The 25,508-nt window shown below is 70.7% G+C and carries 24 protein-coding genes and 1 tRNA gene; 18 read left to right on the forward strand and 7 right to left on the reverse strand.

The annotated features are described in order from the left end of the window. Positions 1–60: 60 nt before the first annotated feature. Positions 61–693: a TetR/AcrR family transcriptional regulator gene (locus tag ABD378_RS03950; RefSeq protein ID WP_344518928.1), complete on the reverse strand. Its 633-nt coding sequence runs from the start codon at positions 691–693 to the stop codon at positions 61–63. Positions 694–820: 127 nt separating this feature from the next. Here ABD378_RS03950 and ABD378_RS03955 point away from each other — a divergent pair, with 127 nt between their 5' ends. The 5 genes from ABD378_RS03955 (at position 821) to ABD378_RS03975 (ending at position 6,653) form a co-directional block, all read left to right on the forward strand. Continuing rightward, on the forward strand, positions 821–2,476 hold the full coding sequence (locus ABD378_RS03955) for an FAD-binding dehydrogenase (RefSeq protein WP_344518929.1): 1,656 nt from the start codon (positions 821–823) through the stop codon (positions 2,474–2,476). A 211-nt stretch (positions 2,477–2,687) separates the two neighbouring features. Then, positions 2,688–3,638: a hypothetical protein gene (locus ABD378_RS03960; RefSeq protein WP_344518930.1), complete on the forward strand. Its 951-nt coding sequence runs from the start codon at positions 2,688–2,690 to the stop codon at positions 3,636–3,638. A 41-nt stretch (positions 3,639–3,679) separates the two neighbouring features. Then, entirely contained in the window at positions 3,680–5,266 is a 1,587-nt protein-coding gene (locus ABD378_RS03965) for an APC family permease (RefSeq protein ID WP_344518931.1), read from the forward strand. 141 nt (positions 5,267–5,407) lie between these two features. Beyond that, the gene (locus ABD378_RS03970; RefSeq protein ID WP_344518956.1) at positions 5,408–6,073 is read left to right on the forward strand and encodes a molybdopterin-dependent oxidoreductase; all 666 of its coding nucleotides are present in this window, start codon (positions 5,408–5,410) and stop codon (positions 6,071–6,073) included. After that, on the forward strand, positions 6,045–6,653 hold the full coding sequence (locus tag ABD378_RS03975) for a cytochrome b/b6 domain-containing protein (RefSeq protein WP_344518932.1): 609 nt from the start codon (positions 6,045–6,047) through the stop codon (positions 6,651–6,653). Before ABD378_RS03970 ends, ABD378_RS03975 begins: the two co-directional genes overlap by 29 nt. A gap of 106 nt (positions 6,654–6,759) precedes the next feature. Here the strand turns inward: ABD378_RS03975 and ABD378_RS03980 are convergent, their stop codons facing one another. Then, positions 6,760–8,157 carry a GntT/GntP/DsdX family permease gene (locus ABD378_RS03980; RefSeq protein WP_344518933.1) on the reverse strand — a complete coding sequence of 466 codons (1,398 nt, stop codon included), beginning with the start codon at positions 8,155–8,157 and terminating at the stop codon, positions 6,760–6,762. 61 nt (positions 8,158–8,218) lie between these two features. After that, on the reverse strand, positions 8,219–8,737 hold the full coding sequence (locus ABD378_RS03985; protein WP_344518934.1) for a gluconokinase: 519 nt from the start codon (positions 8,735–8,737) through the stop codon (positions 8,219–8,221). 172 nt (positions 8,738–8,909) lie between these two features. On the opposite strand from ABD378_RS03985, the gene ABD378_RS03990 reads away from it, so the two are divergent. Then, positions 8,910–9,611 (forward strand): FadR/GntR family transcriptional regulator, encoded by a 702-nt coding sequence (locus ABD378_RS03990; protein ID WP_344518935.1) that lies wholly within the window; start codon positions 8,910–8,912, stop codon positions 9,609–9,611. Positions 9,612–9,722: 111 nt separating this feature from the next. Beyond that, positions 9,723–10,127, forward strand: coding sequence for a YchJ family protein (locus ABD378_RS03995; RefSeq protein ID WP_344518936.1), 405 nt, complete (start codon positions 9,723–9,725; stop codon positions 10,125–10,127). 24 nt (positions 10,128–10,151) lie between these two features. Here the strand turns inward: ABD378_RS03995 and ABD378_RS04000 are convergent, their stop codons facing one another. Next, positions 10,152–11,429, reverse strand: coding sequence for a lipase family protein (locus ABD378_RS04000; protein WP_344518937.1), 1,278 nt, complete (start codon positions 11,427–11,429; stop codon positions 10,152–10,154). A 383-nt stretch (positions 11,430–11,812) separates the two neighbouring features. Between ABD378_RS04000 and ABD378_RS04005 the strand changes: the two genes are divergently transcribed. The 7 genes from ABD378_RS04005 (at position 11,813) to ABD378_RS04035 (ending at position 20,214) form a co-directional block, all read left to right on the forward strand. After that, positions 11,813–14,689, forward strand: coding sequence for a peroxidase family protein (locus ABD378_RS04005; RefSeq protein ID WP_344518938.1), 2,877 nt, complete (start codon positions 11,813–11,815; stop codon positions 14,687–14,689). Then, the gene (locus ABD378_RS04010; protein WP_344518939.1) at positions 14,676–16,073 is read left to right on the forward strand and encodes a hypothetical protein; all 1,398 of its coding nucleotides are present in this window, start codon (positions 14,676–14,678) and stop codon (positions 16,071–16,073) included. Before ABD378_RS04005 ends, ABD378_RS04010 begins: the two co-directional genes overlap by 14 nt. Before the next feature lie 245 nt (positions 16,074–16,318). Continuing rightward, positions 16,319–17,863 carry an ATP-binding protein gene (locus ABD378_RS04015; protein ID WP_344518940.1) on the forward strand — a complete coding sequence of 515 codons (1,545 nt, stop codon included), beginning with the start codon at positions 16,319–16,321 and terminating at the stop codon, positions 17,861–17,863. 4 nt (positions 17,864–17,867) lie between these two features. Next, positions 17,868–18,278, forward strand: coding sequence for a roadblock/LC7 domain-containing protein (locus ABD378_RS04020; protein WP_344518941.1), 411 nt, complete (start codon positions 17,868–17,870; stop codon positions 18,276–18,278). Next, positions 18,275–18,667, forward strand: a complete 393-nt coding sequence (locus ABD378_RS04025) for a DUF742 domain-containing protein (RefSeq protein WP_344518942.1) — start codon at positions 18,275–18,277, stop codon at positions 18,665–18,667. The genes ABD378_RS04020 and ABD378_RS04025 overlap by 4 nt, the downstream gene beginning before the upstream one ends. Beyond that, positions 18,648–19,274 carry a GTP-binding protein gene (locus ABD378_RS04030; protein WP_344518943.1) on the forward strand — a complete coding sequence of 209 codons (627 nt, stop codon included), beginning with the start codon at positions 18,648–18,650 and terminating at the stop codon, positions 19,272–19,274. The genes ABD378_RS04025 and ABD378_RS04030 overlap by 20 nt, the downstream gene beginning before the upstream one ends. Before the next feature lie 67 nt (positions 19,275–19,341). After that, positions 19,342–20,214 carry a YhjD/YihY/BrkB family envelope integrity protein gene (locus ABD378_RS04035; RefSeq protein ID WP_344518944.1) on the forward strand — a complete coding sequence of 291 codons (873 nt, stop codon included), beginning with the start codon at positions 19,342–19,344 and terminating at the stop codon, positions 20,212–20,214. An 83-nt stretch (positions 20,215–20,297) separates the two neighbouring features. Here ABD378_RS04035 and ABD378_RS04040 read toward each other — a convergent pair. Further along, positions 20,298–20,385: transfer RNA gene (locus ABD378_RS04040), tRNA-Leu, on the reverse strand. 181 nt (positions 20,386–20,566) lie between these two features. Between ABD378_RS04040 and ABD378_RS04045 the strand changes: the two genes are divergently transcribed. The 3 genes from ABD378_RS04045 (at position 20,567) to ABD378_RS04055 (ending at position 23,242) form a co-directional block, all read left to right on the forward strand. Further along, positions 20,567–21,919 carry a M20/M25/M40 family metallo-hydrolase gene (locus ABD378_RS04045; RefSeq protein WP_344518946.1) on the forward strand — a complete coding sequence of 451 codons (1,353 nt, stop codon included), beginning with the start codon at positions 20,567–20,569 and terminating at the stop codon, positions 21,917–21,919. Positions 21,920–22,103: 184 nt separating this feature from the next. Further along, positions 22,104–22,337, forward strand: coding sequence for a chaplin (locus ABD378_RS04050; protein WP_344518948.1), 234 nt, complete (start codon positions 22,104–22,106; stop codon positions 22,335–22,337). 140 nt (positions 22,338–22,477) lie between these two features. Then, complete coding sequence (locus ABD378_RS04055; protein ID WP_344518949.1) at positions 22,478–23,242, forward strand: chaplin; 765 nt, start codon at positions 22,478–22,480, stop codon at positions 23,240–23,242. Between the two features lie 89 nt (positions 23,243–23,331). Here ABD378_RS04055 and ABD378_RS04060 read toward each other — a convergent pair whose 3' ends face one another. Continuing rightward, on the reverse strand, positions 23,332–23,520 hold the full coding sequence (locus ABD378_RS04060; RefSeq protein ID WP_190082655.1) for a DUF5703 family protein: 189 nt from the start codon (positions 23,518–23,520) through the stop codon (positions 23,332–23,334). 47 nt (positions 23,521–23,567) lie between these two features. Here ABD378_RS04060 and ABD378_RS04065 point away from each other — a divergent pair, with 47 nt between their 5' ends. Then, positions 23,568–24,386, forward strand: coding sequence for a hypothetical protein (locus ABD378_RS04065; RefSeq protein ID WP_344518951.1), 819 nt, complete (start codon positions 23,568–23,570; stop codon positions 24,384–24,386). A gap of 103 nt (positions 24,387–24,489) precedes the next feature. On the opposite strand, the gene ABD378_RS04070 is transcribed toward ABD378_RS04065, so the two are convergent. Beyond that, the coding region (locus ABD378_RS04070) for an ATP-dependent DNA helicase (protein WP_344518952.1) at positions 24,490–25,508 on the reverse strand (1,019 nt) is incomplete at its 5' end.

A 25,508-nucleotide genomic window follows, 5' to 3' on the forward strand; every position in this document is an offset into this window, starting at 1 on the left:
CACCGCCCGCGCCGGTGATGACGACGGTCTTGCCGGTGAGGTCGTGCGGGTTCGAGTCGGTCATGTCATGTCTCCAAGTGCGGGTACGGGGGCTCGCAGCAGGGCCGCGGTGGTCTCGACGAGGTCGGCGAGGAAGAGGTCCTCGCCGGTCAGGGGGGTGGTGCCGGCCAGATACTGGCCCGCGCGGTCGGCCATGGCGGCGCCGACGAGGGTGAGGGCGAGGTCGAGGCGTTCCAGCCGGACCGGTTCCGGGAGCGCGGTGAGGCAGTACTCGACGCGTCCGATCAGATCCCAGTAGACGGTGCCGTCGATGGTGGGGTGCGGGGTGCGGGTGCGTACGCCGCTCTCGTGGCTGAGCTGGGCGGAGACGCGCAGGCAGCGGCGGCCCCGCTCGGTGCGCAGCTCGGTGGCCTCGGCGGCCACGAGGGCGGTGAGCAGCCCGCGGAGTCCGTCCGGCGCCTGCTTCAGCTCGGCGGTGAGCACCTTCTCCGTACGAGTCTGGCGCTCGGCCATGACCGCGTCCAGGAGGCCTGCCCGGCTGCCGAAGTGGTACTGCACGGCGGAGGGATTGCTCTGCCCCGCGAGCCGGACTATGTCGCGCAGCTGCGCGCCGTGCACGCCCTGCGCGGCGAAGACTTCCTCGCCCGCGCGGATCAGCTTGTCCCGGGTGTCGGGTCCTGATGTCCTGGCCATGGGCTCATAATAATGCTGACCATTATTAAAAGCGAGGGTCTTTCCCCGCATCAGATGGTTGACGCCATCCCCTCGGGTGCTGAGGATCTGACTCACCAGTAAGCCCCTGCTTAGGAGGAACCCCCGGATGGCCTACGACGCAGACGTCATCGTGATCGGCGCGGGCCTCGCCGGCCTCGCGGCCACCGCGGAACTCGTCGACGCGGGCCGCCGGGTGATCCTCCTGGACCAGGAGCCCGAGCAGTCCATCGGCGGCCAGGCGCACTGGTCCTTCGGCGGCCTCTTCTTCGTCGACTCCCCGGAGCAGCGCAGGCTCCGCATCAAGGACTCCCACGCCCTGGCCCTCCAGGACTGGATGGGCACGGCCGCCTTCGACCGCCCCGAGGACCACTGGCCCCGCAAGTGGGCCGAGGCGTACGTCGACTTCGCCGCGGGCGAGAAGCGGTCCTGGCTGCACGGGCAGGGCGTGCGGTTCTTCCCCGTGGTGGGGTGGGCCGAGCGCGGCGGATATGACGCGCAGGGGCACGGCAACTCCGTGCCCCGCTTCCACATCACCTGGGGCACGGGCCCGGGCCTCGTCGCCCCCTTCGAGCGCCGCGTCCGCGAAGGCGTCGCCCGCGGCTTGGTCCAGCTCAAGTTCCGCCACCGCGTCTCCGGCCTCTCCCGCAGCGCGGGCAGCGTCGACACCGTCACCGGCGAGGTCCTCGAACCCTCCGACGCCGAGCGCGGCAAGGCCAGCAGCCGCGAGGTCACCGGGTCCTTCGAGTTCCGGGCCCAGGCGGTGATCGTCACCTCCGGCGGCATCGGCGGCAACCACGACCTCGTGCGCGCCAACTGGCCCGAGCGGCTCGGGACTCCGCCCGAGCGGATGGTCGCCGGAGTGCCCGCGCACGTCGACGGGCGGATGCTCGGCATCACCGAGCAGGCGGGCGCCCGCCTCATCAACCGCGACCGCATGTGGCACTACACCGAGGGCATCCAGAACTGGAACCCCATCTGGGACAACCACGGCATCCGCATCCTGCCCGGCCCCTCATCGCTCTGGCTCGACGCGCGCGGCGACCGGCTTCCCGTGCCGCTCTTCCCCGGCTTCGACACCCTCGGCACGCTCGAACACATCATGAAGTCGGGCTACGAGTACACGTGGTTCGTGCTCAACCAGCGCATCATCGGCAAGGAGTTCACGCTCAGCGGCTCGGAGCAGAACCCCGACCTCACCGGCAAGTCCGTCCGCGGCGTCATCGACCGGGCACGCGCCGACGTGCCCGCCCCGGTGAAGGCGTTCATGGACCACGGCACCGACTTCGTCGTGGAGAAGGACCTCTCGTCCCTCGTGCGCGGCATGAACGCGCTCACCAAGGAGCCCCTCATCGACGAGGCGGCGCTGCTGCGCACGATCACCGCACGCGACCGGGAAGTCACCAACCCCTTCACCAAGGACCTCCAGATCACCGCCATCCACGGCGCCCGCAAGTTCCTCGGCGACCGGCTCATCCGGGCCGTCGCCCCGCACCGCATCCTCGACCCCAAGGCGGGCCCGCTCGTCGCGGTGCGGCTCAACATCCTCACCCGCAAGACCCTCGGCGGCCTGGAGACCGACCTGTCGTCGCGCGTCCTGGCCCAGGGCGGCGAACCGCTTCCCGGTGTGTACGCGGCAGGGGAAGCCGCCGGATTCGGCGGCGGGGGAGTGCACGGCTACCGCTCGCTCGAAGGCACCTTCCTCGGCGGCTGCCTCTTCTCGGGGCGCACGGCGGGCCGTGCGGCCGCCAAGTCGGTGAGCTGAAAGGCGCGTTCGTCACATCGCGGAGAAATCGTCGCGGCTTGTCCGAATCGTGTCCTTGCGGGTAACCCCGCAGGTCGGGAGTGAAGTCTGAGGATTCTGAAACGAGTTGGTGAAGGGCCCTGGGTCAGGCAGACCTTGACTGGAGGGCTGCCTACCGCTTTGCTGTGCGTGATCATCCGCACGCGAGCCGCGCCGGGGAGGAAGTCCCGCGGTGTCACCACCCCCACCCCCCTTGGGCCGTTCCCGCAAGCGAGCGGCCTACGCCTTCGACGCCGCACTCGACGACGCCGAACTCGCCCATGCCCGCACCGCCCTGGCCCAGGGCCGCTGGACCGAGGTCCGCGCGCTGCTCGCCGCCACCGGCGACGACTGGGACCGCAGGGGCCACCGGTTCGACGTACTCGCGCAGGAGCACACCACCACCGCCTGGGCCCGTGACTGGCGGCTCGCCGAGCCGGAGAGCACCGATGCCGTCGTGCTGCTCGCCTATGCCTCCGTGCACCTCGCGCTGCGCGGCAAGGGGCGCTCGGAGAACGCGCGGGACGCCTGCCGCGAAGTGGCCGCGCTCCTGCCCGCCGACCCCACGCCGTGGCTCGCGCTGCTCACCCTGGAGCGGTCCCTCGGCCGCGAGGAGGACGTCGTCCGGCTCTTCGACGAGGTCCGCCACCGGCACCCCGAGCACCACCACGCCCACCACCTGATGGTGGCAAGGCTCGCCGAGCGACGCCCCGCAGCGGGCCAGGACCCGCTGCACGAGGTGTACGACTTCGCCGCCTGGGCGGCCGAACAGGCGCCCGCGGACTCGCCGTTGGCGGTCCTGCCCGTCATCGCGCACGCCGAGCGCTACCGCGTGCTCGCCACCGCGGGCAGCGAGCCCGCGAACCCGGCGGCCTCCGAGCACTGGACGGGACGCCGGGCCCGGCAGGTCATGAAGGCGGCTTTCGACTGGTGGCTGGAGTGGGAGCGTGACGATCACCCGCGCTGCCGCGTCGACCTCAACTTCCTCGCCCACGCCAAGTTCTGCGAGGGCCGGGCGGCCGAGTCGGCCGCCCTCTTCCACCGCATCGGGCGGCACGCGACCCGAGCACCCTGGTCGTACCCGGACCGGGACCCGTACAAGGCGTTCACGGCCGCGCGCAACGCCGCGCTCGGCTCCGCCTGACCCACCGCACCAATCGGCCCACTCGAAAGGACAACCGCGCCATGGCGACGGGCAGTTCGAGCAGCACGAGCGACACGAGACCCGCGAGCAAGGCCGCCGGGAGCGCCGCCGACGGCAGCGGGATCAGCACGTACAAGGGCCAGGAGACGGCACTGCGCGCCGGCCGGCTCGGCACGGCGGGCCTCCTCCTCTCGGTGCTCGCGGCGACCGGACCGCTCATGGTCGTCGCGGGCGTCATGCCCACCACGTACGGCGTGATGGGCATCGTCGGACAGCCGCTGCTCTTCCTGATCCTCGGCGTGGTCCTCGGCCTGTTCAGCTTCGGCTACGCCGAGATGAGCCGCCACGTCCACAACGCGGGCGCCTTCTACGCGTACATATCGAGGGGCCTCGGCGGCACCGCGGGCGCGGGCGCCTCGCTGGTCGCGCTCGTCGCCTACAGCGCCCTGCAGGCAGGCCTCTACGGCCTCCTCGGCTTCGAGGTCTCCGGGCTGCTCAACACCTACTTCGACGTCGAAGTCGCCTGGTGGATACCGGCACTTGTCACCGTCGCCGTCGTCGCCGTGCTCGCCTGGCTGAAGATCGACCTGAACGCGCGCGTGCTCGGCGTTCTGCTGCTCATCGAGGTGGCGCTCGTCGTCATCTTCGACATCGCGGCCATCGCGGACCCGGCCAAGGAAGGCCTGTCCCTGCACGCGTTCAACCCGGACACCCTGACGGGCGCGGGCCTCGGCACCGCCCTGTGCTTCTGCATCGCGGCCTTCCTCGGCTTCGAACAGGCGCCGGTGTACGCCGAGGAGACCAGCCGCCCGCAGGTCGTCGTCGCCCGCGTGATGTTCTTCGCCGTCGGCTTCGTCGCGATCTTCTTCGCGATCAGCTCCTGGGCGCTCACCGTCGCGGCGGGCCCCTCCGGCATCGTCCCCGCCGCACAGGAACAGAGCGCCGGTCTGCTCTTCGGGCTCACCGAGTCACGGCTCGGCGGCACCTTCACCGACGTACTCCACGTCCTGTTCGTGACGGGCATGTTCGCGGCGATCCTTTCCTTCCACAACGTGGTCGCGCGGTACGCCTTCGCCATGGGCCGCGAGGGTCTGCTGCCCGCCAAGTTCGGAAAGACGAACACCTCCACCGGCGCCCCCGGCACCGGCTCGCTGCTCCAGACGGTCGTGTCCCTCCTGATCGTGGTGGCCTTCGCGGTGACCGACGACGGCCCGTTCGGCGACCCCACCGCGCCGGTCCTGCACCTGTTCACCTGGCTCGGCAACATCGGCGCCCTTGGCGTCATCCTCCTGATGGCCACGGCCTCCGTCGCGGTCATCGTCTTCTTCGTGCGGCGCGGCGCCGCACGCGCCCAGGCCTGGCGCATCACCGCGTCCGCGCTCGCCGCGATCGGCCTGCTCGTCATCGCGGGCTACACCGTCAAGGACTTCGACGTCCTGGTCGGCGCGGGCCCCGGCTCGGCCCTCAGCTGGGTGCTGCCCGGCATCATCCTGCTCGCCGCCGTGATCGGCGTGGTCTACGGCGCGGTCCTGCGCTCGACCAGGCCGGAGGCCCACGCGCGGATCGGCCTGGGCAACGAGGCGTTCCAGCTGGAGAAGGCGGCGGAGGAACCGGCGGGCCAGGTGTGACGAAACGCTGACGGACACCCGCGGCCCCTGTACCCCGGGGGCCGCGGGTGCTCGAATCGGAGGGTGACAACTTCCCCTCAGCACCGGCCCGAAGAGGACGACGGAGGCGGCGCGCCGGTCGGCCGCCGCCTGGTCCTCGGCATGCTAGGCCTGGGCGTCGCGGGCGTGGCCGCCGCACCGCAGCTCCAACGGGGCCTGGAATCCTTCCTCGGCGCCGCTTCCGACAAGGACCCCACGGGCCTGACGGACCTGCTCCCCAACGGCGGCGGCTTCCGCTACTACTCGGTGGCCGCGTCCGTCCCGCACAAGAGCGCGTCGACGTACCGCCTGAAGATCGACGGCCTGGTGGACCGCCCGACGACGTACACGCTGGCGGAGTTGCGCGCCCAGCCGCAGACCCGCCTCGTGCGCGACGTCCAGTGCGTGACGGGCTGGCGGGTGCCGAGCACGCCCTTCGAGGGCGTACGCCTCTCCCGGCTCCTGGACGCGGCGGGGGTACGACCGGGCGCCCGCGCCGTCCGCTTCACGTGCTTCGACGGGGCGTACAGCGAGAGCCTGACGCTGCGTCAGGCGCGGCGTGCGGACGTCATGGTGGCCCTGCGCATGCAGGACAAGGACCTGGGCCACAGCCACGGCGGCCCGGCCCGCCTCTACGTCGCCCCGATGTATTTCTACAAGTCGGCGAAGTGGCTCTCCGGGATCACGCTCACGGACGAGGTGGAGCCGGGTTACTGGGAGAAGCGGGGCTACGACGTCGACGCGTGGGTGGGTGATTCGAATGGCAGGGACGACGAGTCCACGGCCTGAAGTGGCCTCGCGCGTACGGAGGTTCAGCCCGGCACAGCGGTGGGTGCACCGGGTGACGGCGCTCCTGATGGGGGTGTGCGTCGCGACCGCCGCGTGCCTGTACGTCCCTCAACTGGCCGAGCTGGTGGGGCGCCGCGCGCTGGTGGTGACGGTCCACGAGTGGTCGGGCCTTCTCCTCCTTGCCCCCTTCCTGGCGGGCCTGGCGTCCCGTGCCTTCCGCGGCGACCTGCGCCTCCTGAACCGCTTCGGCCCGCACGACAGGGCCTGGCTCCGGCGCGGCACCGCGCGCCGGCAGGCGGGAAAGTTCAACGCGGGCCAGAAGCTGTACGCCGGGTGGATCGCCGGGGCGGCCCTGGTGATGCTGGGCACGGGCCTGCTGATGTGGTTCACGGACCTGGCCCCACTGGCCTGGCGCACGGGAAGCACGTTCGTCCACGACTGGCTGGCGCTTGCGGTGGGCGTGGTGATCGCCGGGCACGTCGGGATGGCGTGGGCGGATCCGGAGGCGAGGCGGGGTATGCGGACCGGGTCGGTGGACCCGGGGTGGGCGGAGCAAAAGCATTCGCTGTGGCGGAGGTAGGCGCCTCCCAGGCCAAACGCCGGACGGGCTGGATTTCCAGCCCGTCCGGCGTTTGAGGACGAACTCGGCGGAGCCGGTGATCGACCGAGCCAAGAGCCCCGCAGGGCTAAATCACCAGCGACAGCAACAGCACGAACCCACCGGCAACCACAGAGATGATCGTCTCCATGACCGACCAGGTCTTGATCGTCTGCCCCACGTCAAGCCCGAAGTACTCCTTCACCAGCCAGAACCCCGCGTCGTTCACGTGCGAGAAGAAGAGCGAACCCGCTCCGATGGCCAGCACGAGCAGCGCCGTGTGCGAGGTGGACATGTCCGCGGCCAGCGGAGCCACGAGCCCCGCGGCCGAGATGGTGGCGACCGTCGCCGACCCGGTGGCGAGGCGGATCACCACGGCGATCAGCCACGCGAGCAGCAGCGCCGGGATCGACCAGTCCTTGGAGATGTCGAGGACCATCTTGCCGACACCCGAGTCGATGAGGGTCTGCTTGAAGCCACCACCCGCACCGACGATCATCAGCACACCGGCGATCGGCGCGAGCGACTTCTCGACGGTGGTCGAAAGACGGTCCTTCGTGAAGCCGGCCGCACGGCCCAGCGTGAACATGCCCACGAGCACCGCGGCGAGCAGCGCGATAAGCGGCGAACCGATGACGTCGAAGACCCGCTGCACCGTGTGCTCGGGGTTGTCGACGATGATGTCGACCAGGGCCTTGGCCAGCATCATCACGACGGGCAGCAGGACGGTCGCGACCGTCACGCCGAACCCGGGACGCTTCTGAAGGTCCTCCGAAGGACGCTGCGGCATCATCTTCTCGGGGGCGGGGACGTCCACCCACTTCGCCGCGTACTTCGAGAAGACGGGCCCGGCGATGATCACCGTCGGGATGGCGACGAGCACGCCGAGCGCCAGTGTGATGCCCAGGTTCGCGTCCACCGCGTCGATCGCGACCAGCGGACCGGGGTGCGGAGGGATGAGACCGTGCATCACGGACAGACCGGCGAGCGCCGGGATACCGATCCGCATCAGCGAGTAGTTGCCGCGCTTGGCGACCATCAGGACGACCGGGATCAGCAGCACGATGCCGACCTCGAAGAAGAGCGGAAGCCCGATCACGGAGGCGATCAGGACCATCGCCCACGGCATCGAGCGCCCGCCCGCCTTGGCGAGGATCGTGTCGACGATCTGGTCCGCGCCGCCGGAGTCGGCGAGCAGCTTGCCGAGGATCGCGCCGAGCGCGATCAGCACACCCACGCCCGCGACCGTCGAGCCGAGACCCGTGGTGAAGCTGGCGATCGCCTTGTCGAGCGGTGCGCCCGCGAAGGCGCCGAGGGCGAGCGACCCGATGGTCAGGGCCAGGAACGCGTGCAGCTTGAACTTCGTGATGAGCAGGACGATGACGGCGATGCCCGCGAGGACGGCGATACCCAGCTGGGCATGGCCAGCAGAGGTGATCGGCTCGACGGCGTCCGCTGCCAGCATCTCAACGCTGAGACTGGTCACGGTGTCTTCCTTGTACGTCAGGGGAGGGGGACGGGTGCGGGGGGATGGGGAGGGCGGGGAGTTACTTGTCGAGGGCGAGGAGGGCCTGGTACGCCCGCTCGCTGATCTCTTCCGGGTCGCCGGTGACGTCGACCGCGACGCCCGCCTCGTCCGCGCCGAGCGGCTGCAGCGTGGCGAACTGCGAGTCGAGCAGGGCCGTCGGCATGAAGTGGCCCTGCCGGTGGGACATCCGGTCCTCGATGAGGGACCGGTCTCCGGTGAGGTGTACGAAGACGAGGCTGTCGACGCCGGGCGCCGCGGCCCGCAACCGGTCGCGATAACTGCGCTTCAGCGCCGAGCTGCTGACCACACCGCCGAGACCGGCCCTGGAGTGGGCCCAGGCACCGATGGCATCGAGCCACGGCCAGCGGTCGTCGTCGGTCAGCGGGGTCCCGGCCGACATCTTGGCGATGTTCGCCGGGGGGTGGAAGTCGTCGCCCTCGGCGTAGGGAACGCCGAGCTGTGCCGCGAGCAGGGGGCCGATCGTTGTCTTGCCGGTCCCTGCCACGCCCATCACTACGACGACGTGGGGGGTGCTCATCGCTGTCCTGCCTTGCTGTCTTCATCGACATCGGTCGGTCACGAGCCACGGGCCGGGGGGAGACCCGTGGCTCGTTCACGTCACTGAAACCCATTAGGTCTGACGAATTCAAGAGTCTGTGACACAAAAGTCTGACTTTTTGTTCCCGAGGGTCCCCACATACCCTGACGACATGACCGATCAGGCCCGTGGGCTGCACGCTCGCGTACTGGAAAACCTCGGGCCCGCCATCACCGGCGGCGAGTACCCGCCGGGCAGTGTGCTGCGCACGGATGAGCTGGCCCAGCGCTTCGAGGTGTCACGCTCGGTCGTGCGGGAAGCGGTGCGGGTCCTGGAGTCGATGCACCTCGTCGAGTCCCGGCGCCGGGTGGGCGTGACCGTGCGGCCCACCGAGGAGTGGAACGTCTACGATCCCCAGGTCATCCGGTGGCGTCTGGCCGGCGCCGACCGGCCGCGCCAGCTGCGCTCCCTCACGGTCCTGCGCTCGGCGATCGAACCGGCCGCCGCGGGGCTCGCCGCCCAGCACGCCACGCCCGAACAGTGCGCCGCCCTCACCGAATGCGCCCTCGGCATGGTCGCCACCTCGCGGGGACAGCAGCTGGAGGGCTATCTCTTCCACGACATCAACTTCCACCGCATCGTCCTGAACGCGTCGGGCAACGAGATGTTCGCCCGCCTCGGCGACGTCGTCGCGGAGGTCCTCGCGGGCCGCACGCATCATCAGGTCATGTTCGAGGATCCGGACCCGGCGGCCGTCACCCTGCACGTTCGCCTTGCGGAGGCGGTCCGCGAGGGCGACGCGGCGCGGGCCGAGGAACTGACCCGGGAGATTGCCGTGGGGGCGCTGCATGAGCTGGACATTCTTGCCCCGTAGCTGATTGACGCCTCCCGGGTGCTCGGTGTCGTCCGCGGGCGCGTCGTGGCTGGTCGCGCAGTTCCCCGCGCCCCTTCGGGGCGCGTCCCCTCGTCAGCGACAATGGTCCGCATGTCCCGACGCGCCACCCGCCCCCAGACCACCTGCCCCTGCGGCCACCCCGCCCCGTACGAGAAGTGCTGCGGGCGGCTGCACCGGGGTGAGGCCGTGGCTGCCGTGCCCGAGGAGCTGATGCGCTCCCGCTACTGCGCCTTCGCCGTCGAGGACGAGGCGTACCTCCTGCGCACCTGGCACCCGCGCACCAGGCCGCCGCGCGTGGAGTTCGACCCGGGTCTTCGCTGGGTCGGCCTGGAGATCCTGGACACGGCGGACGGCACCGCGTTCCACACCACCGGCACGGTCGAGTTCCGGGCGCGCTACACCGACGGGGGCCGCAAGGAGGCCCTGCACGAGCGGAGCCGTTTCGAGCGGCTGGACGGGGCCTGGGTGTACGTCGACGGCGCCTTCATCGACTAGCCGCGGGCCCACCCGCCCCTGAGCTCAGCGGATGTCCCCGTACTCGCTCATGACCCCCGGCGGGGCCAGCGCGTTCACGTAGTGCCCAGGACCATGGTCCTCGAAGGAGTACGTGAACGGGACGTTGCGGGTCAGCGCGAGCCGGGCCGCGAAGAACGCGAGGGGCGCCACCACAGCGAGCCCCGCGAGGCTGTCCATCTGCGGGTAGTGCGGCGCCGGATCCCGCACCTCGACCCAGCCGGGCTCCCGGCCCGGCCCCCGCACCAGCTCCCCCAACGCCCGCCCCATCGCCTTCGCCCGGCGCCCCGCCATGGCACGCAGCCGCCCCCCGAGCAGATCGCCCGGCAGGGACAGCGCCTCGATCGTCGCGTCGGCCACGAGCGAGAGGGCGCCGTCGACCACGCCCCGCTGCCGCCGGTAGTGGAACTCGCGTCCGAAGGGTGCGTAAGGCCCGACCGGGCGCGGCGGCAGCGCGGGCACGACGTCGCGGTCGTAGATGTAGCGGATGAGCCGGTCGCGCAGTACGTGGACGCCCCGCTCGTCGCAGGCGCGGTGGCAGGCGGCGGCGAACTCCGGCCCGCCGAGCATGGGCTGGCCGAAGGTGTAGACGGCCTTCAGACGTTCCGCGACCGCAGCGTAGCGCGGCTCGTGCATCAGGACGACGCCCATCAGCGCGGCCATCGCACCCCCGAGGCTGTGCCCGGTGATGTAGAGCGCCTCCATCCCGTCGCCCACCGTGCCCTGCTCGTCGGGGTTGACCGACTCGCCGCGCAGCGCACGCTCCAGGGCCTGCATGACCAGGTACCGGGACGCCCGCATGTTGCGGTAGAAGCCCGCGTGCACGTCGAACCGCTCGCTGTCCAGGTCCACATGGAGCATCTCGGGGCGTACGTCGGCGTCGGTCAGGATGCTGATGATGTCCTCGGGCTGGGTGCCGCGGTAGCAGAGGATCACCACCCGCCGGTCCTTGTCCTGAAGGAGATACGCCGCCGACGCGATGTAGAGCAGACTCACCCGCTGCTCGAAGACCCGGCAGCGGTTCTCGTCGAGGCCGAGCCGCGCCATGATCATGGCGAGCGTCGCCGGATCGGCGTCCTCGGCGGTCCCGGCGTACGCGTACGCCGCACAGGTCGCAAGGGCGTGCGGGACGATGCCGTCCGGATCGGGCTGCGCCTTGTCCTCCAACAGCCGCTCCACCAGGTCCGGATAGACCGGGAAGCCCGGCCCGGTGCCGGAGCCGGCACCCGTCTTGTACGGGCGCAGATCGGTGAAGGACGGTGCCTTGGTGTGCTGGTCCCGCATGGCTTCCCCCCGGAACGGGCGCTGTCGGCAACGGAGTTGCGAGCACACCACCGGCCCGGTCCGCGGTCAACTCGCGCGCGCCGGGCCCCCGTCCACCCGACACGGACCGGCCATCGGCGCGCCCGGCTCGTGGGGTTGCTGTGAGAGGAGGCCACAGAGGGGACAACCGGACGATCACCCGCGCCGCGCCGCACGGTCGCCCCAGGGCGCCCGACGGGCCCAAACGCCGCTGCCCGCCCGCCTGTTCGACGCCCGCGCCGCGTCCCGCACATAGGCGGGAACCCGCGCTGCGGCCGTCCCACGCCGCCAGTAGCGTCCTAGGCCCTGTCGTCAGACAGGGCCTGGCCCCCGTCCCGTACGCCTGCGCGCGAAGGAAACGCCTGATGGCCGACACCGGACAGTACGAGCAGACCTACGAGCGATACGTGGGCGGCAGCCCAGAGGCGGAGCGCCGCCTCTTCGAGCGCCTGGCCCGCGAGATCATGAAGGTCCAGACGAAGAACCGGCGCGCAGGCAGCGCCGGTTCTCTCGCGCGCACCCAGCACGCGAAACCCGCGCTCGGCGTGGAGAACGCCCGCCTCACCTTCCACGACGACATCCCCGAGGCCCTGCGCAGCGGATTCGCCAGGCCCGGCGCCGAGTACCCGGCGACCGTGCGGCTCTCCAACGCCAGTGGCACCCGGCAGCCCGACGCCGTGGCGGATCTGCGCGGCGTGGCGGTGCGCGTGACGGTGTCGGACGAGGAGAGCCACGACCTGCTCGCCACCAACTTCCCGGTGTCGCACGCCCGCGACGCCCGTGAGTTCGTCGCCTTCGCCAAGGCCATGGCGGGCGCGAACAATCCGCTGCAGAAGGCCTTCGGGCTGCTCGTGAAGCTTCCGCTGGCCGTCGGCTTCTCCACCGCGACGCGGATGCGGCGCAACATCCAGGCCGCCACCCGGCACACGGTCAACAGCCTCGCCAGGGAGACGTACTGGAGCCGCGGCGCCATCCTCTGGGGCGAGGCGGGCCCCGTCCGCTACCTCCTGCGCCCCGTCGTGGGCAGCGCCCCCGAGCCGAGGCCCGAGCGCCGCGACCCCGGCTTCCTCCACCGCGAACTGGCGCACCGCCTCGTCACGTCGGACGTCGTCTTCGAGCTGTGCGTCCAGCGGTACGTCGACGAGGAGCGCACGCCCGTCGAGGACGGCTCCGTGGAGTGGAAGGACGCCATCACGCCCGCGGTGCCCGTGGGACGCCTCACCGTGCCACGCCAGGACCTGGCCACCGCCGAGGCGCAGGCGGCGGCCGGGCGGGTCGAGGAGCTCGCCTTCAACCCCTGGTACACGACTGACGCGTTCCGCCCCCTCGGCAATCTCAACCGCGCCCGCAAGGCCGCGTACGAAGCGAGCGCCGCCCACCGCCAGGGCCTGCGCTTCAGTACCGAGGAGCCGCTGCGCAACACCGTGCTCGGCATCCCCGTCGGCCGGTTCTTCGCCGCGCTCAACCGCTATGTGCCCTGGCACAGGCTGCCGGTATCGGCGAGCCTGCTGAACCTGGTCTTCCTGCGCAAGGTGCTGCGGCGCCTCAACCTCATCGACACCGACGTCCACGAGGCGCCGCCGAAGGCCGTCCCCGTGCCGGTGCCGGTCGACGAGCGGCTGCGCACGGCCCGGTCGTACGACGGGACGTACAACGACCTCTCCGCGCCCTCCATGGGAGCCGTGGGCGCGGCCTTCGGACGCAACCTCAAGCCGGACTACCGCCCCGACCTCTTCGACACCCCGAACCCGGTCACCGTCAGCCGCACACTCCTGCAGCGGGACACCTTCGTGCCTGCGACCTCGCTCAACATCCTGGCCGCCGCGTGGATCCAGTTCCAGGTCCACGACTGGGTCAACCACCGCCGCTACCCCGTCGGCGGCAAGGCCGTCGAGGTCCCGCTGCCGCCCGGCAGCACCTGGCACAACACCCCCGGCGGCCCGCCCGAGAACGTCATGCGCTTCGCCGAGAACGAGGGCATCCAGCTCCCCGGCAACCGGCCCCCGATCCTCTTCGCCAACACCGCCTCCCACTGGTGGGACGGCTCCGAGGTCTACGGCGCCGACGAGCAGACCGCGAAGTTCCTGCGCGAGGCCGGCGGCAGCGCCGACCTGCGCCTGGAGGACGGCCACCTGCCCCTCGGCCCGAACGGCATCCCGCTCACCGGCTTCAACGAGAGCTGGTGGCTCGGCCTCAGCGCGATGCACACGCTCTTCGCCCGCGAGCACAACGCGGTCTGCGCGGCCATGCGCCGCGAGTACCCGGCGATGAGCGAGGACAGCATCTATCACGCGGCACGCCTGGTCGTCTCCGCCCTCATCGCCAAGATCCACACGGTGGAGTGGACCCCGGCGATCCTCGCCACCGAGGCCATCGACCTCGGCCTGCACACCAACTGGGAGGGCCCGCCGAACAATTGGCTCAACAAGCTCGGCCTGTGGCTCCTGGAGTCCCACTCGCTGACCGGCATCCCCAAGACGCTGCCGGACCACCACGCGACGCCGTACTCCCTCACCGAGGACTTCGTCACCGTCTACCGGATGCACCCGCTGATCCCCGACGACTACGTGATGCGCGAGCACCACTTCGGGCAGCGCCTGGAGAACCTCGGCTTCCAGGACATCCAGGGCGGCGCGGCGGAGGCCGCGATCCGCAAGACGGGCCTTGCCGACACCCTCTACTCGTTCGGCATCGCTCACCCCGGCGCGATCACCCTGAACAACTTCCCGCGCGCGCTGCAGCGCTTCGAGCGGGACGGCGAGATCATCGACCTGTCGGTCGTCGACCTCGTCCGCACCCGCAGGAGGGGCGTGCCGCGCTACAACGACTTCCGCGCGGGCCTGCACAAGCCGCGCATCAGCCGCTTCGAGGACCTGAGCCAGGACCCCGAGACCGTCGCCCGCCTCAAGGACGTCTACGACTCGGTCGACGAGATCGACACCGTGGTCGGCCTGTTCGCCGAGAATCCGCCGACCGGCTTTGGCTTCAGCGACACCGCCTTCCGCATCTTCATCCTGATGGCCACGCGGCGCCTGCAGAGCGACCGCTTCCTGACCGTCGACTACCGCCCCGAGATCTACACACCGCTCGGCATCGACTGGGTCGAGAAGAGCGGCATGAAGTCAGTGATCCAGCGGCACGCCCCGGAACTCGCGGGTCTGCTGCCGCGCGACGCGAGCGCGTTCGCGCCCTGGCGGCAGGTCAAGCCGATGCGGGACGGAGGCAGCGATGCCGCCGAGTGAGGAAGGGCCGGAAAGGCGGGCGAACGGTCACCATCCCGGGCTCGCCGACCTCTTCGTACGCCCCCTTCTGGAGACGGTCTGGCGCCGCCGCACCCACCGGGTGAGCCGCGGCGCCACCGTCCCGGCGGGATCGATGAGTTACGTCTCCAAGGACGCCCCGCAGCCGCTGACCGAGCTTGAGGAAGCGGTCCTGATCGCCATCACCGGCTGCACGGGGCTCACGATGCCCGACCGCCCCTTCGAGGACCCGCGGAACGGCAAGCCGATCATGGCGAAGCCGAACCTGACCATGGCGGGGCGCACGGCGGGCAGCCCCGACAACGCACAGGGCACGCACTTCTTCCTGATCAACGACACCGGCACGTACTACCTGAGGAAGCTGCCCCCCGCGCCGGACGAACCCTTCGACGCCGTGACCCTGACCGCCCGCGCGCGGGAGTCCAAGGTCAAGGTCCTTGACCACCGTCTCGACGTGGCGGAGGGCCTGCGGGACTTCCCCGCCTACCTGGACTCGAACCGCTTCCTGTCCAACCTGCCGGGCACGACGGTCCTGTTCCCGGTGGTGGACCTGTCCCACCAGTACATCAACGCCCTGATGTACCTGCTCACGCAGCCGGACGGGGCGCGGCCCACGCTGGTGGACGACCGGAACTTCTACCGCCCCGCGGGCGTGAAGAAGTGGATCAAGAACGGCTTCCTGAACGAGCAACTGAAGCTGCCGCTGGGGGCGTTGGGTCCGCTCCGTACCCAGATCGAGGCGGACCTGCTGCTCCAGAACCTGATGCTGGTGGCGGATGCGATGGGCCTGGGCGCCTGGATCCACGCGTCCATCAACCCTCAAATCGCCCTGGGTGACCCGAAGTTCTCCCGCGCCTACGGCAGGATGCTCGGCTTCACCTTCGTCACCCCGCGCTGGCGCCCGGCAGACGTCTGGCGCTGGCACATCCCGCTCCCCAAGTACGCCAACGTGCGCTCGCACCCGGTGGGCCTGAAGGCGCCGGACGGCGAGCAGCTGATCTCCGCCGCGTGTCCGCCCGCCTTCGCGTCGATGTCCGACGCGGTGGACGCGGTGATCCGCGAGAAGTTCGGCCCCGGGGGCGTCTACGGCGACAAGGACGTCTTCAGCCGCATCTACCGCGAGGACTACGGCCAGCGCTACCTGGCCGAGGCGAGCGAGTACGAGGAGCGGGTGATCGAGTGCGCCCGCGACATCTGCGCGTACATCCTCCGGACGCACCGCCGCTTCCCCGCGCACACGGACGCGATCCACGTCCCCGGGATCTGGCTCCAGGCCCATCACGTGGAGAACGAGTACTACGACAAGTACTTCACGCAGGGCCTCACGTCGGCGCATCGCCGGCACGGGGATCTGTGGGACGGCTAGGGCCACTCTCCCGCCACCTGCGGGGTTGATCTACAACGCGCTTCACCAGATAAGCTCCCCTGCGGCGCCGTGAGTTGACGCGATATCAGTCTGTCGCGCACCACGGCGCTGTCGCGCTGTCGCACGGGGGATCACGCAGGTGATCGAGGCGGCGCCGCCGCAGTCACAGGAGGCGCCGAGATGCGATGGGTGCGACCCCTTGGTTGGGTTGTCCACTCTTTGATCGCGTTGGTTTGAGGATGCAGATGGAACTTGCCACTCCGCCACCGGCAGCAGCCCGGGCACCCGCGGCCTGGTACAGCTGGTGGCTGTTACCGATCGGCCTCGGTGTCGGCAGCGTCGCCGCCCTGGCCACCGGCTCCGACCCGGCCCGAATACCCACCGCGGTCGCGGGCCTCGCGGCAACCGCGGCCGCCGCCGCGTGTATCCGCCTCCTGCTGCGCACGCGACAGGACGTGGGCCGGGCGGCCGACGAGGCACGCAGGGCCCAGCTGAACCACTCTCAGCAGTGGCAGCAGCACGTCGCCGCCCTGGAGCGGCGGTACGAGGACGAGCGCGCCGCCCACGAGGCCCACAGGGCCGACGAGGCGAAGGCGTGGCAGTGGCGGCTCGACCGGCAGCAGGCCCTGGTGGCCCGCCTCGCGGACGAATTCCTGCCCCAGGCCTTCGAGGGCCTGCGCGGCGGCGAGGCGATCGACGACGTACTGCCCCTCGCGCTCGACCAAGAGGGCCAAGAGGCTGAGATCTCACCGGAGTTCAGGCTCGAACTGCGCAAGGTCCTGCGGACCGGCCTGATCGCCGTCGAGGAAGAGTTCAACCGCAGCACATCCGCAGAGCAGGCCGTGATCAGCATCGGCAGCCGGATCCATGTGCTCACCGGAAAGATCCGCGGCCGGCTGCACGAGATGCAGGGAGAGCACGGCAGGACCCCGGCCGTCGCTCAGGGCCTGATGGAGCTCGACCAGGCGATCGGCCCCGCCGACTGTCTGGCCGCGAGCATCGGTGTGCTCGGCGGCACGGACCGTCCGGGACGCCAGTGGCAGGAGCCGCAGCGCCTGCTCAGCGTCGTACGCGGCGGCATCGGCCGCATCAAGGACTTCGACCGGGTCCAGCTGCGCCACCTTCCCGAACTGGGCGTCGACGGCGGTCTGGTGGACCACCTCACGCTGATCTTCGCCCACCTCCTGGACAACGCGGCGCGCTACTCGCCGCTCACCGAGCCGGTCGTCGTGTCCGGCAAGGAGGTGCCCAACGGCGTCGGCATCGAGATCCAGGACGCAGGCAAGGGCCTGACCGACGAGAAGAAGCAGCAGGCGTTGCGGTCGCTCGACGGCGACACGGAGGGCTCCGGCCTCGTCGGCCTCTCCGAGGACGCACACCTGGGCCTGCGCGTCGTCGGCACGCTCGCCCGCAAGTACGGCATCAAGGTCGCCTTCGCCGACTCACCCTGGCTCGGCACCTCGGTGGTCGTCGTCGTACCGCACAAGTACTTCAGCCAGCTGCCGGCCGCCCCCGTGACCGCCCCGGCCCCGGCACAGGCGCCCGCCACCCGGCGGGAACCGGTCCGCACCGCGGCCGCCGAGGCCGCCGCGGACGTCACGCCCGGCGGTCTGCCCCGGCGCAGGAGCAAGCGCGCCGACACCTCGAAGAGAGCCGACTCCGGGCCGCACGCCACGACGGGCACTCCCACGCCGCCCGCGGCGCCGCCGGACGCGTCCTTCACCGGCATGGCGGCCTTCGCCACCGCTGGACGAGAGACCGACGAGTCCCGCACCGAAGAGAGCGACTAGCCACATGACGCAACACCAATCCGACGTGAGCTGGGCGCTCCGCGACCTGACCGAGAGCATCCCGGAGATCCGCTTCGCGCTGGTCGCGTCGAGCGACGGCAAGGCCATCGCCTCGTACGGAGCCGAGGACCCGGACGACGTGGACCGCTTCGCCGCCGTGGTCGCGGGCCTGCAGGCGCTCGCCCAGCCCGTGGCGGACCAGTTCCCCAACTACGGCGGCCAGTTGCGCCTGGCGATGATCGAGGTCGACGGCGGGCACCTGTTCGTGGTGCGGGCCGGAGTCGAGACGTACCTCGGGGTCCTCGCCAGGGAAGGGCTCGACCAGGGGCTGCTCGGACACCAGATGAGGGACCTGTCCCGCAGGATGGGTGAACTCCTCGGCACCACTGTGCGCCAGGAGGAGCAGCCTGGATGAGCGGTCCCCAACGGCCTGGCCCCCCACGGCCCACGGACCCGTCCGGCCTCGAGCGCTACTACGTGCTCACCGGCGGTCGCAGTGGTCCCGGCGGGCCGGCCGCCGGCCTCGACGTGGCGACCCTCATCGTCTCCCGCCCCACCCCCGCCTCCGCGCCCGGCATGCAGTACGAGCACGAGGAAATCGTGCGCTGGTGCCGCGATCCGCTGTCGGTCGCCGAGTTGAGCGCCCACCTCGGACTGCCGTTCAACATTCTTGCCGTGCTCGTGGCCGACCTGCTGGAAGCAGGCCAGGTGGACGCACGTGATCCCATCCCGGCCTCCACACCCGGCCAGGGGGCGGACATCGCGCTCCTCGAGGAGGTACTCAGTGGACTTCAAAGGCTTTGACCGTCCGGACCGGCCGGCGCCCGGGGGCTCGCTGCCCGCCGGGAGCCGCTCGGTCAAGGTGATGATCGCCGGGGGCTTCGGCACCGGCAAGACCACCATGGTCCGCTCGGTGAGCGACATCAGACCGCTCACCACCGAGGAGACCCTCACCCAGGCGAGCGTCGACGTCGACCACCTCATCGGGGTGGCCGAGAAGAACGAGACCACCGTCAGCCTCGACTTCGGGCGGATCGGCCTGAACGAACAACTGGTGCTCTACCTGTTCGGCACGCCGGGCCAGGAGCGCTTCTGGTTCCTGTGGAACGGCCTGTTCAAGGGCGCCCTGGGGGCCGTCGTCCTGGTCGACACGCGGCGTCTGGCGTCCAGCTTCCGGGCGATCGAGGAGATGGAGCAACAGGGCGTGCCCTTCGTCATCGCCCTCAACGTCTTCCCGGACTCCCGGGACCATCCCGTCGAGGAGATACGGGACGCCCTGGACATCCCCGAGCAGATACCGGTCGTCGCCTGCGACGCCAGAGACCGGGCGTCGAGCCGCGATGTGCTCATCGCCCTGATCCGTCATCTCCAGGAACGCTCCACCGCCGCCCTGGAGGCCGCCGCCCGATGACCGCGCGGGTGCCCGTTCGGCGGTACGCCGGACGGGCTCCGCGGCGATTGCGGGTAGTCGATCCGACATGCCCCCAGCATCTGGTATGCCGCCGCACCACGGCGGCCCCGAGCACCACGGACATCGGTTCCCGCGCCTCCGCGTCCGCCACCGCCTCCTGGCCTCGGCTGCCGGGCTCGTCTGGAACCGCGGGCGCGAGATGGAGCTGATGCACCGCGCCATGGGCTTCGCGGCGCTCAGCTTCCTCACTCTCGTGCCCCTCCTGGTCGTCGTCGCCGCGGCCGACCTCGCCAGGGGAGAGGGCTTCGCCCGATGGCTGGTGCAGGGCCTGGGGGTGTCAGAGGTACCGGAGGAGGAGATCGAAAGACTCTTCGGCGTGCCGGGGCAGGCATTGCAGCGGACTACGGCACTGGGCCTCGCCGCGCTCGCGGCGTTCGGCGTGACCTTCGGATCCGCCGTGCAGACCGGCTACGAACGTGTGTGGGACTTGCCATCGGCGCGCTGGCACACCATGTGGCGGCACGTCGTCTGGCTGGCCGTGCTGGTCTTGGTTCTGCTGCTCTTCGTCACCACGCCCTCGCCGCAGGAGTCGTCCGCCGCCGAGACCGCCCTCGTCACCGCGGGCGACACCATCGGTGTGTTCCTCTTCTTCTGGTGGTCACAGCGACTGCTCCTCTGCGGCCGGATCCGCTGGCGGGCCCTGGCCCCCGGCGCCGCCGCGACCGCCCTCGGGCTGCTCGGACTGCGGATCTTCTCGCAGTTCGTCTTCTCCCCGCTGATCGCGTCGAACGCGGTGACGTACGGCCCGTTCGGCACGGTTCTGATCCTGCAGTCCTGGCTGGTGGGGGTGGGCTTCGTCGTGTACGGCGGGGCACTGGTGGGACGCCTCGTCCACGAGCATCGGCTACGGCGCGGCCTTACAGCCGACGGACCGAACTGACAGCCGCTTGGGGGCGACCGGTCACGGGCAACGCAAAGCGCTGGTCGGGATCGCTCCCGACCAGCGCGTTTGTGGTCAATCTTTGGTGTCCGAGGGGGGACTTGAACCCCCACGCCCGATAAAGGGCACTAGCACCTCAAGCTAGCGCGTCTGCCATTCCGCCACCCGGACCGGTGGTCTGTCGCGGTTTCCCGCGGCGACGTGGAAAACCATAGCAAACATTCGGGGGCCTCTGATCACACAGGTCAGGTGCGTGAACGGCGCATGACGACGGGTGCCCGGCCTTGGGTGTCGGGGGGTGGGCGCGGGAGGATGAAGAGGACCACCAGCAGCGATAGCGGGAGGAACCATCGTGAGCGAGTCGAGCAGGGCCGACAGGTCGGGCGAGGCGGACCGGACGCGGCCCGTCACCGGTGAGGACGAGGTCGTCGATCTCTGCCGCGATCTGATCCGCATCGACACCAGCAACTACGGCGACCACTCGGGCCCGGGGGAGCGCAAGGCCGCCGAGTACGTCGCGGAGAAGCTCGCCGAGGTGGGTCTCGAGCCGCAGATCTTCGAGTCGCACCCCGGCCGTGCCTCCACGGTGGCCCGCATTGAGGGCGAGGACCGCTCCCGGCCCGCGCTGCTCATCCACGGCCACACCGACGTCGTACCGGCGAACGCCCAGGACTGGACGCACCACCCCTTCTCCGGGGAGATCGCTGACGGCTGTGTGTGGGGCCGGGGCGCCGTCGACATGAAGGACATGGACGCGATGACCCTCGCGGTCGTCCGTGAACGGATGCGCACCGGCCGCAAGCCCCCGCGCGACATCGTGCTGTCCTTCATGGCCGACGAGGAGGCGGGCGGCACGTACGGCGCGCGTTACCTCGTCGACAACCACCCGGAGCTCTTCGAGGGCGTCACGGAGGCCATCAGCGAGGTCGGCGGCTTCTCCTTCCAGGTCAACGAGGACCTGCGGCTCTACCTCATCGAGACGGCCCAGAAGGGCATGCACTGGATGAAGCTGACCGTGGACGGCACCGCGGGACACGGTTCGATGATCCACAAGGACAACGCCATCACCGAACTGTCCGCGGCCGTGGGTCGGTTGGGTCAGCACAAGTTCCCCGTGCGGGTGACCAAGACGCTGCGGCACTTCCTGGACGAGCTCGGCGACGCGCTCGGCACCGAGCTCGACCCCGAGAACATGGACGCGACGCTCGCCAAGCTCGGCGGCATCGCCAAGCTCATCGGCGCCTCCCTGCAGAACACCGCCAACCCGACCCAACTGGGCGCGGGCTACAAGGTCAACGTCATCCCCGGGCAGGCGACGGCGCACGTCGACGGCCGCTTCCTGCCGGGGTACGAGGAGGAGTTCCTCGCCGACCTGGACCGGATCCTCGGCCCGAACGTCAAGCGGACGGACGTGCACGCGGACAAGGCCCTGGAGACCACCTTCGACGGCGCGCTCGTCGACGCCATGCAGACGGCGCTCCAGGCCGAGGACCCGATCGCCCGCGCCGTGCCGTACATGCTCTCCGCGGGCACCGACGCCAAGTCCTTCGACGACCTCGGCATCCGGGGATTCGGCTTCGCTCCGCTGAAGCTGCCGCCCGAGCTGGACTTCGCGGGCATGTTCCACGGTGTGGACGAGCGGGTGCCGGTGGACGGCCTCAAGTTCGGTGTGCGCGTGCTCGACCGGTTCATCGACGCGTCCTGAACGCCGGTGCGTGCGCCCCGGAGTGACGGGAATGCACGCTGAAACGAGACTCCAATAATCGTCAGCGCGTGCGTACTTGACTGAAAAGAGTGAATGGGACCATACGCTCGTAGCTTCAATACCTCCTCCTCGTTACAGGTGGTGCGGTCCGCGGCTGGGATCGCATTGCCAACAAGGAGGAATAATGATCAAGAAGGTCGTCGCTGCTGCGGCTGCCACTGGTGGTCTCGTGCTCGCGGGTGCGGGTATCGCTGCTGCCGACGCCGGTGCTCAGGGTGCCGCCGTGAAGTCCCCCGGCGTACTCTCGGGCAATGTCGTCCAGGCGCCGGTGCACATTCCGGTGAACGCCTGTGGCAACACGGTCTCTGTGATCGGGCTGCTGAACCCCACCTTCGGCAACACCTGCGCCAACGTCTGACGTTGTTGTGCCTCACCCCATGAGGGTCTGAGTCTGTCGGCTCCGGAGTGCGCGCCATGCACTCCGGGGCCTTCGGGCATTCCGCGTACGCGCCTTGAGACGCGTACGCATTCCTGAAGGTCATAAGGCAGGGAAAACCTATGCGACAGGTCACTCGTAAAGGCCTGATCACGGTGGCGGCCGCGACGGGCATGATCGCCATCGGCGGTGGATACGCGCAAGCCGACTCGGGCGCCCGCGGGGGAGCATCGGATTCCCCGGGCGTGGCGTCCGGCAACTCGGTCCAGCTCCCGGTGCACGTGCCGCTGAACGTCTGCGGCAACAGCGTCAACGTCGTCGGGGTGCTCAACCCCACGGCGGGCAACAGCTGCGCCAACACCTCCGACGAGGGTGGCAGCGGCTCGGGCAAGCCCTCGGGCGGCGGGTCCGCGGCGCAGGGGCACAGCAGTGACTCGCCCGGCGTCGCCTCGGGCAACGACGTACAGCTGCCGGTCGACGTGCCGGTGAACGTCTGCGGCAACAGCGTCACCATCGGCGGTCTCGGCAACGCGACCGCCGGCAACGAGTGCGCCAACGACTCGGGCGATGCGCTCCCGCCGGGCGGCGAGAAGCCGCCCACGAAGCCGGAGCAGCCTCCGGGCGGGCCACAGCAGCCGGAGCAGCCGGAGAAGCCCGGACAGCCCGGGCAGCCGGAGAAGCCGGGTACGCCGGGTACGCCGGGCGAGAAGCCGGACGACCGGGCGCTGCCGAACCAGCCGGGGACGCAGATCATCACGCAGCCGAAGGGCTCGGATTCCCTCGCTCAGACAGGCAGCGAGCTGCCGGTCGGCGTCGTGCTGCCGGTGGGCGCGGGGATGCTGCTCGCGGGCACGGTGCTGTACCGCAGGGCGCGGTCGGCCGCCTGATCGGCACGGCGCGCGTCGCCGCTTGATCCGTCACGGAGAGTGGAGGGTGTCCCGCTTGGCGGGGCATCCTCCACTCTCGCTGTCTCACATCACCAAGTGGCCCGCAGCTGGCGGATGATCCGCCGCTTCAGCCGCACTCTGCGGCTGCCGTCTGCGTGCAGGCTCAAGCGGTCCAACTCCCAGTGTCCGTACTCTGCGTGGTCCGTCAGCAGGCGCGTTGCTTCCTTGCGGGTGACCCCGCGCGGCACATACACGTCGACAAATTCGTATTCCGGCATCGCATCTATTGTGCAAGTACGGGCCCGGTACGGATAGCGTCTGCACTATGTCTGATGCTGCGCAGCCCACCGCTGCCGAGGTACGCGCCGCCGCCGAGGCGGTCAAGACCGCGCTCGACCGTCACCTTGCCGCGGTCGAACGCAGGTCGGGTGAGGACGACCCGGCCGTCTACGAAGCGTTCAACGAGCTGGCCGCCGCGGCCGAGGAGTACGACGAGCTCCTCTACGACCGCCATGACGAGGTCACCCCCTTCGAGATCCCCGGCTCGGACAGCGATGTGCTGCCGCCGTACCAGGGCCCGGAGGAGGCGAACGCGCTGAGCGTGCTGATCCGCAGGGACTATGCCGTGGCGGAGCCGCAGCGGCTCCTCGCGCAGGCCCAGCGGGTCGCGGATCTCGACGAGGACACGACGGACGAGAGTTCCGCCGCCGCGGCGGCAGGCAGCAGCGTGCACGCCGCGCTCGGTGTCCTCTTCGGCGAGTTCGAACCGGACGAAATCGCCTCCCGGCACAAGGAATTCGGCCTGGAGGAGGGCGACTCCACACTCTGGGTCACCGCGGCGGACGAGCCGGCCGAGCCGGGGGAGTGGCTCGACGCCCCCTTCGACCAGGCGGACCCGCACCGGGTCGTGTGCCGGTTCGACGTCAGCGCGGTCTTCGACGACGAGCCGGACGACGACGGGGTCGACGCCGACGTCCACGTCCGCGTCGACCCGGACGCCGTGGCGGTCCTTGAGGAGCTCGACGACGTCGATGAGGGCGACGACGCCGACGACGCCGACGACGCCGACGACGCCGACGACGCCGAAGAGGCGGACGCGCTCGACGTCGACGACGACCGAAGTCCCCTGGACGCGGATCGCTGACCCCTCAGGCGGGTCTCGCGGCCCGTCCTGGCCGTGCCCGCGGCTTCCGGGCGGTTGCCGGTGAAGGCGGCGGCCACCCGGAGGCGCGGAGCGGTTCCCCGGCTCAGGGCGTGGCGGGGACCTGCGGGCGCAGGAGGGTCTGCAGGCGCGTCGTGCGTGCCTTCGCGGGGATCTCAGCCACCGCTCGCGGCAGCGCCTGCTCGGCGCCCTGGACCACCGACAGGTGCCGCTCGCCGCGGCTGAACGCGGTGTAGACCCAGGGCCTGCTCAGGGCCGCCGTCGCGTCGCCCGGCAGCACCACGACCGCCGCGGGCCAGCTCAGGCCCACGGCCTGGTGAGCGGTGAGCGCCCAGGCGTGCCGCACCGTCTGCTCCACCTGCTCCTTCGGTACGACGACGGGGGCGCCGTCACACTCCAGGTGCAGCCCCTCCGCGTCGGCCCGCAGGACCCGGCCCAGCGTCGTGCGCCCGGGCGCCGGGACGTGGGCGACACGGTCGCCGGGGTCGAAGCCGCCGAACCGGCCGGGGCCGGGGTTCAGCCGCTCCTTGAGGGCGGTGTTCAACGCGCGCGTGCCCGCGGCGCCGCCGTGCCCGGGAGTGATGACCTGGGTGTCCTCCGTGGGCACCCCGATCGCCCGGGGCACCGAGTCGGCCACGAGCTGCACCGTGCGGTGGACCGCCTCGCCCGCGTCGCGCACGGGGACGATCACGACTTCCTTGCCCGGCGCGTCGACCTGGTTCAGCTCGCCGATGCCGATGCCGGAGACCAGCTCCCCGATGGGCCCGGGGTCCGGGACGCGCGAGACGACCTGCGGGCAGCAGCGCGCCGCGAGGAGATCCGCGAAGACCCTTCCGGGGCCCGCCGACCACAGCACTCCCGGGTCGCCGCTCAGCACCAGGCGGGCGCCGTCCGGCAGGGACTCCACCAGCATCGCGGCGCTCTCCACGTCCAGTTGCGGCGCGTCGAGGACCACCAGGAGGTCGAGGGCGAGCGCTCCGTCCCTGTCCCGCCCGGGCCCCTCCGCCCCGGAGAGCAGCCCCGCCACGGTCGCGGCGTCCGTGCCCGTCTCGTCCGAGCCCGCGAGCCCGGCGACGCGCCGCCGCCCCGCGGAGCTGTGTGTGG

The organism is Streptomyces rectiviolaceus (assembly GCF_039533825.1).
In the GTDB taxonomy this organism is placed as follows: Bacteria; Actinomycetota; Actinomycetes; order Streptomycetales; family Streptomycetaceae; genus Streptomyces; species Streptomyces rectiviolaceus.

Coding starts and splice junctions, on each gene's coding strand:
- ABD378_RS03950 (WP_344518928.1), bottom strand. CDS start 693: ATGGCCAGGACATCAGGACCCGACACCCGGGACAAGCTGATCCGCGCG.
- ABD378_RS03955 (WP_344518929.1), top strand. CDS start 821: ATGGCCTACGACGCAGACGTCATCGTGATCGGCGCGGGCCTCGCCGGC.
- ABD378_RS03965 (WP_344518931.1), top strand. CDS start 3,680: ATGGCGACGGGCAGTTCGAGCAGCACGAGCGACACGAGACCCGCGAGC.
- ABD378_RS03970 (WP_344518956.1), top strand. CDS start 5,408: ATGCTAGGCCTGGGCGTCGCGGGCGTGGCCGCCGCACCGCAGCTCCAA.
- ABD378_RS03975 (WP_344518932.1), top strand. CDS start 6,045: ATGGCAGGGACGACGAGTCCACGGCCTGAAGTGGCCTCGCGCGTACGG.
- ABD378_RS03985 (WP_344518934.1), bottom strand. CDS start 8,737: ATGAGCACCCCCCACGTCGTCGTAGTGATGGGCGTGGCAGGGACCGGC.
- ABD378_RS03990 (WP_344518935.1), top strand. CDS start 8,910: ATGACCGATCAGGCCCGTGGGCTGCACGCTCGCGTACTGGAAAACCTC.
- ABD378_RS03995 (WP_344518936.1), top strand. CDS start 9,723: ATGTCCCGACGCGCCACCCGCCCCCAGACCACCTGCCCCTGCGGCCAC.
- ABD378_RS04000 (WP_344518937.1), bottom strand. CDS start 11,429: ATGCGGGACCAGCACACCAAGGCACCGTCCTTCACCGATCTGCGCCCG.
- ABD378_RS04005 (WP_344518938.1), top strand. CDS start 11,813: ATGGCCGACACCGGACAGTACGAGCAGACCTACGAGCGATACGTGGGC.
- ABD378_RS04010 (WP_344518939.1), top strand. CDS start 14,676: ATGCCGCCGAGTGAGGAAGGGCCGGAAAGGCGGGCGAACGGTCACCAT.
- ABD378_RS04015 (WP_344518940.1), top strand. CDS start 16,319: ATGGAACTTGCCACTCCGCCACCGGCAGCAGCCCGGGCACCCGCGGCC.
- ABD378_RS04020 (WP_344518941.1), top strand. CDS start 17,868: ATGACGCAACACCAATCCGACGTGAGCTGGGCGCTCCGCGACCTGACC.
- ABD378_RS04025 (WP_344518942.1), top strand. CDS start 18,275: ATGAGCGGTCCCCAACGGCCTGGCCCCCCACGGCCCACGGACCCGTCC.
- ABD378_RS04035 (WP_344518944.1), top strand. CDS start 19,342: ATGCCCCCAGCATCTGGTATGCCGCCGCACCACGGCGGCCCCGAGCAC.
- ABD378_RS04050 (WP_344518948.1), top strand. CDS start 22,104: ATGATCAAGAAGGTCGTCGCTGCTGCGGCTGCCACTGGTGGTCTCGTG.
- ABD378_RS04055 (WP_344518949.1), top strand. CDS start 22,478: ATGCGACAGGTCACTCGTAAAGGCCTGATCACGGTGGCGGCCGCGACG.
- ABD378_RS04060 (WP_190082655.1), bottom strand. CDS start 23,520: ATGCCGGAATACGAATTTGTCGACGTGTATGTGCCGCGCGGGGTCACC.
- ABD378_RS04065 (WP_344518951.1), top strand. CDS start 23,568: ATGTCTGATGCTGCGCAGCCCACCGCTGCCGAGGTACGCGCCGCCGCC.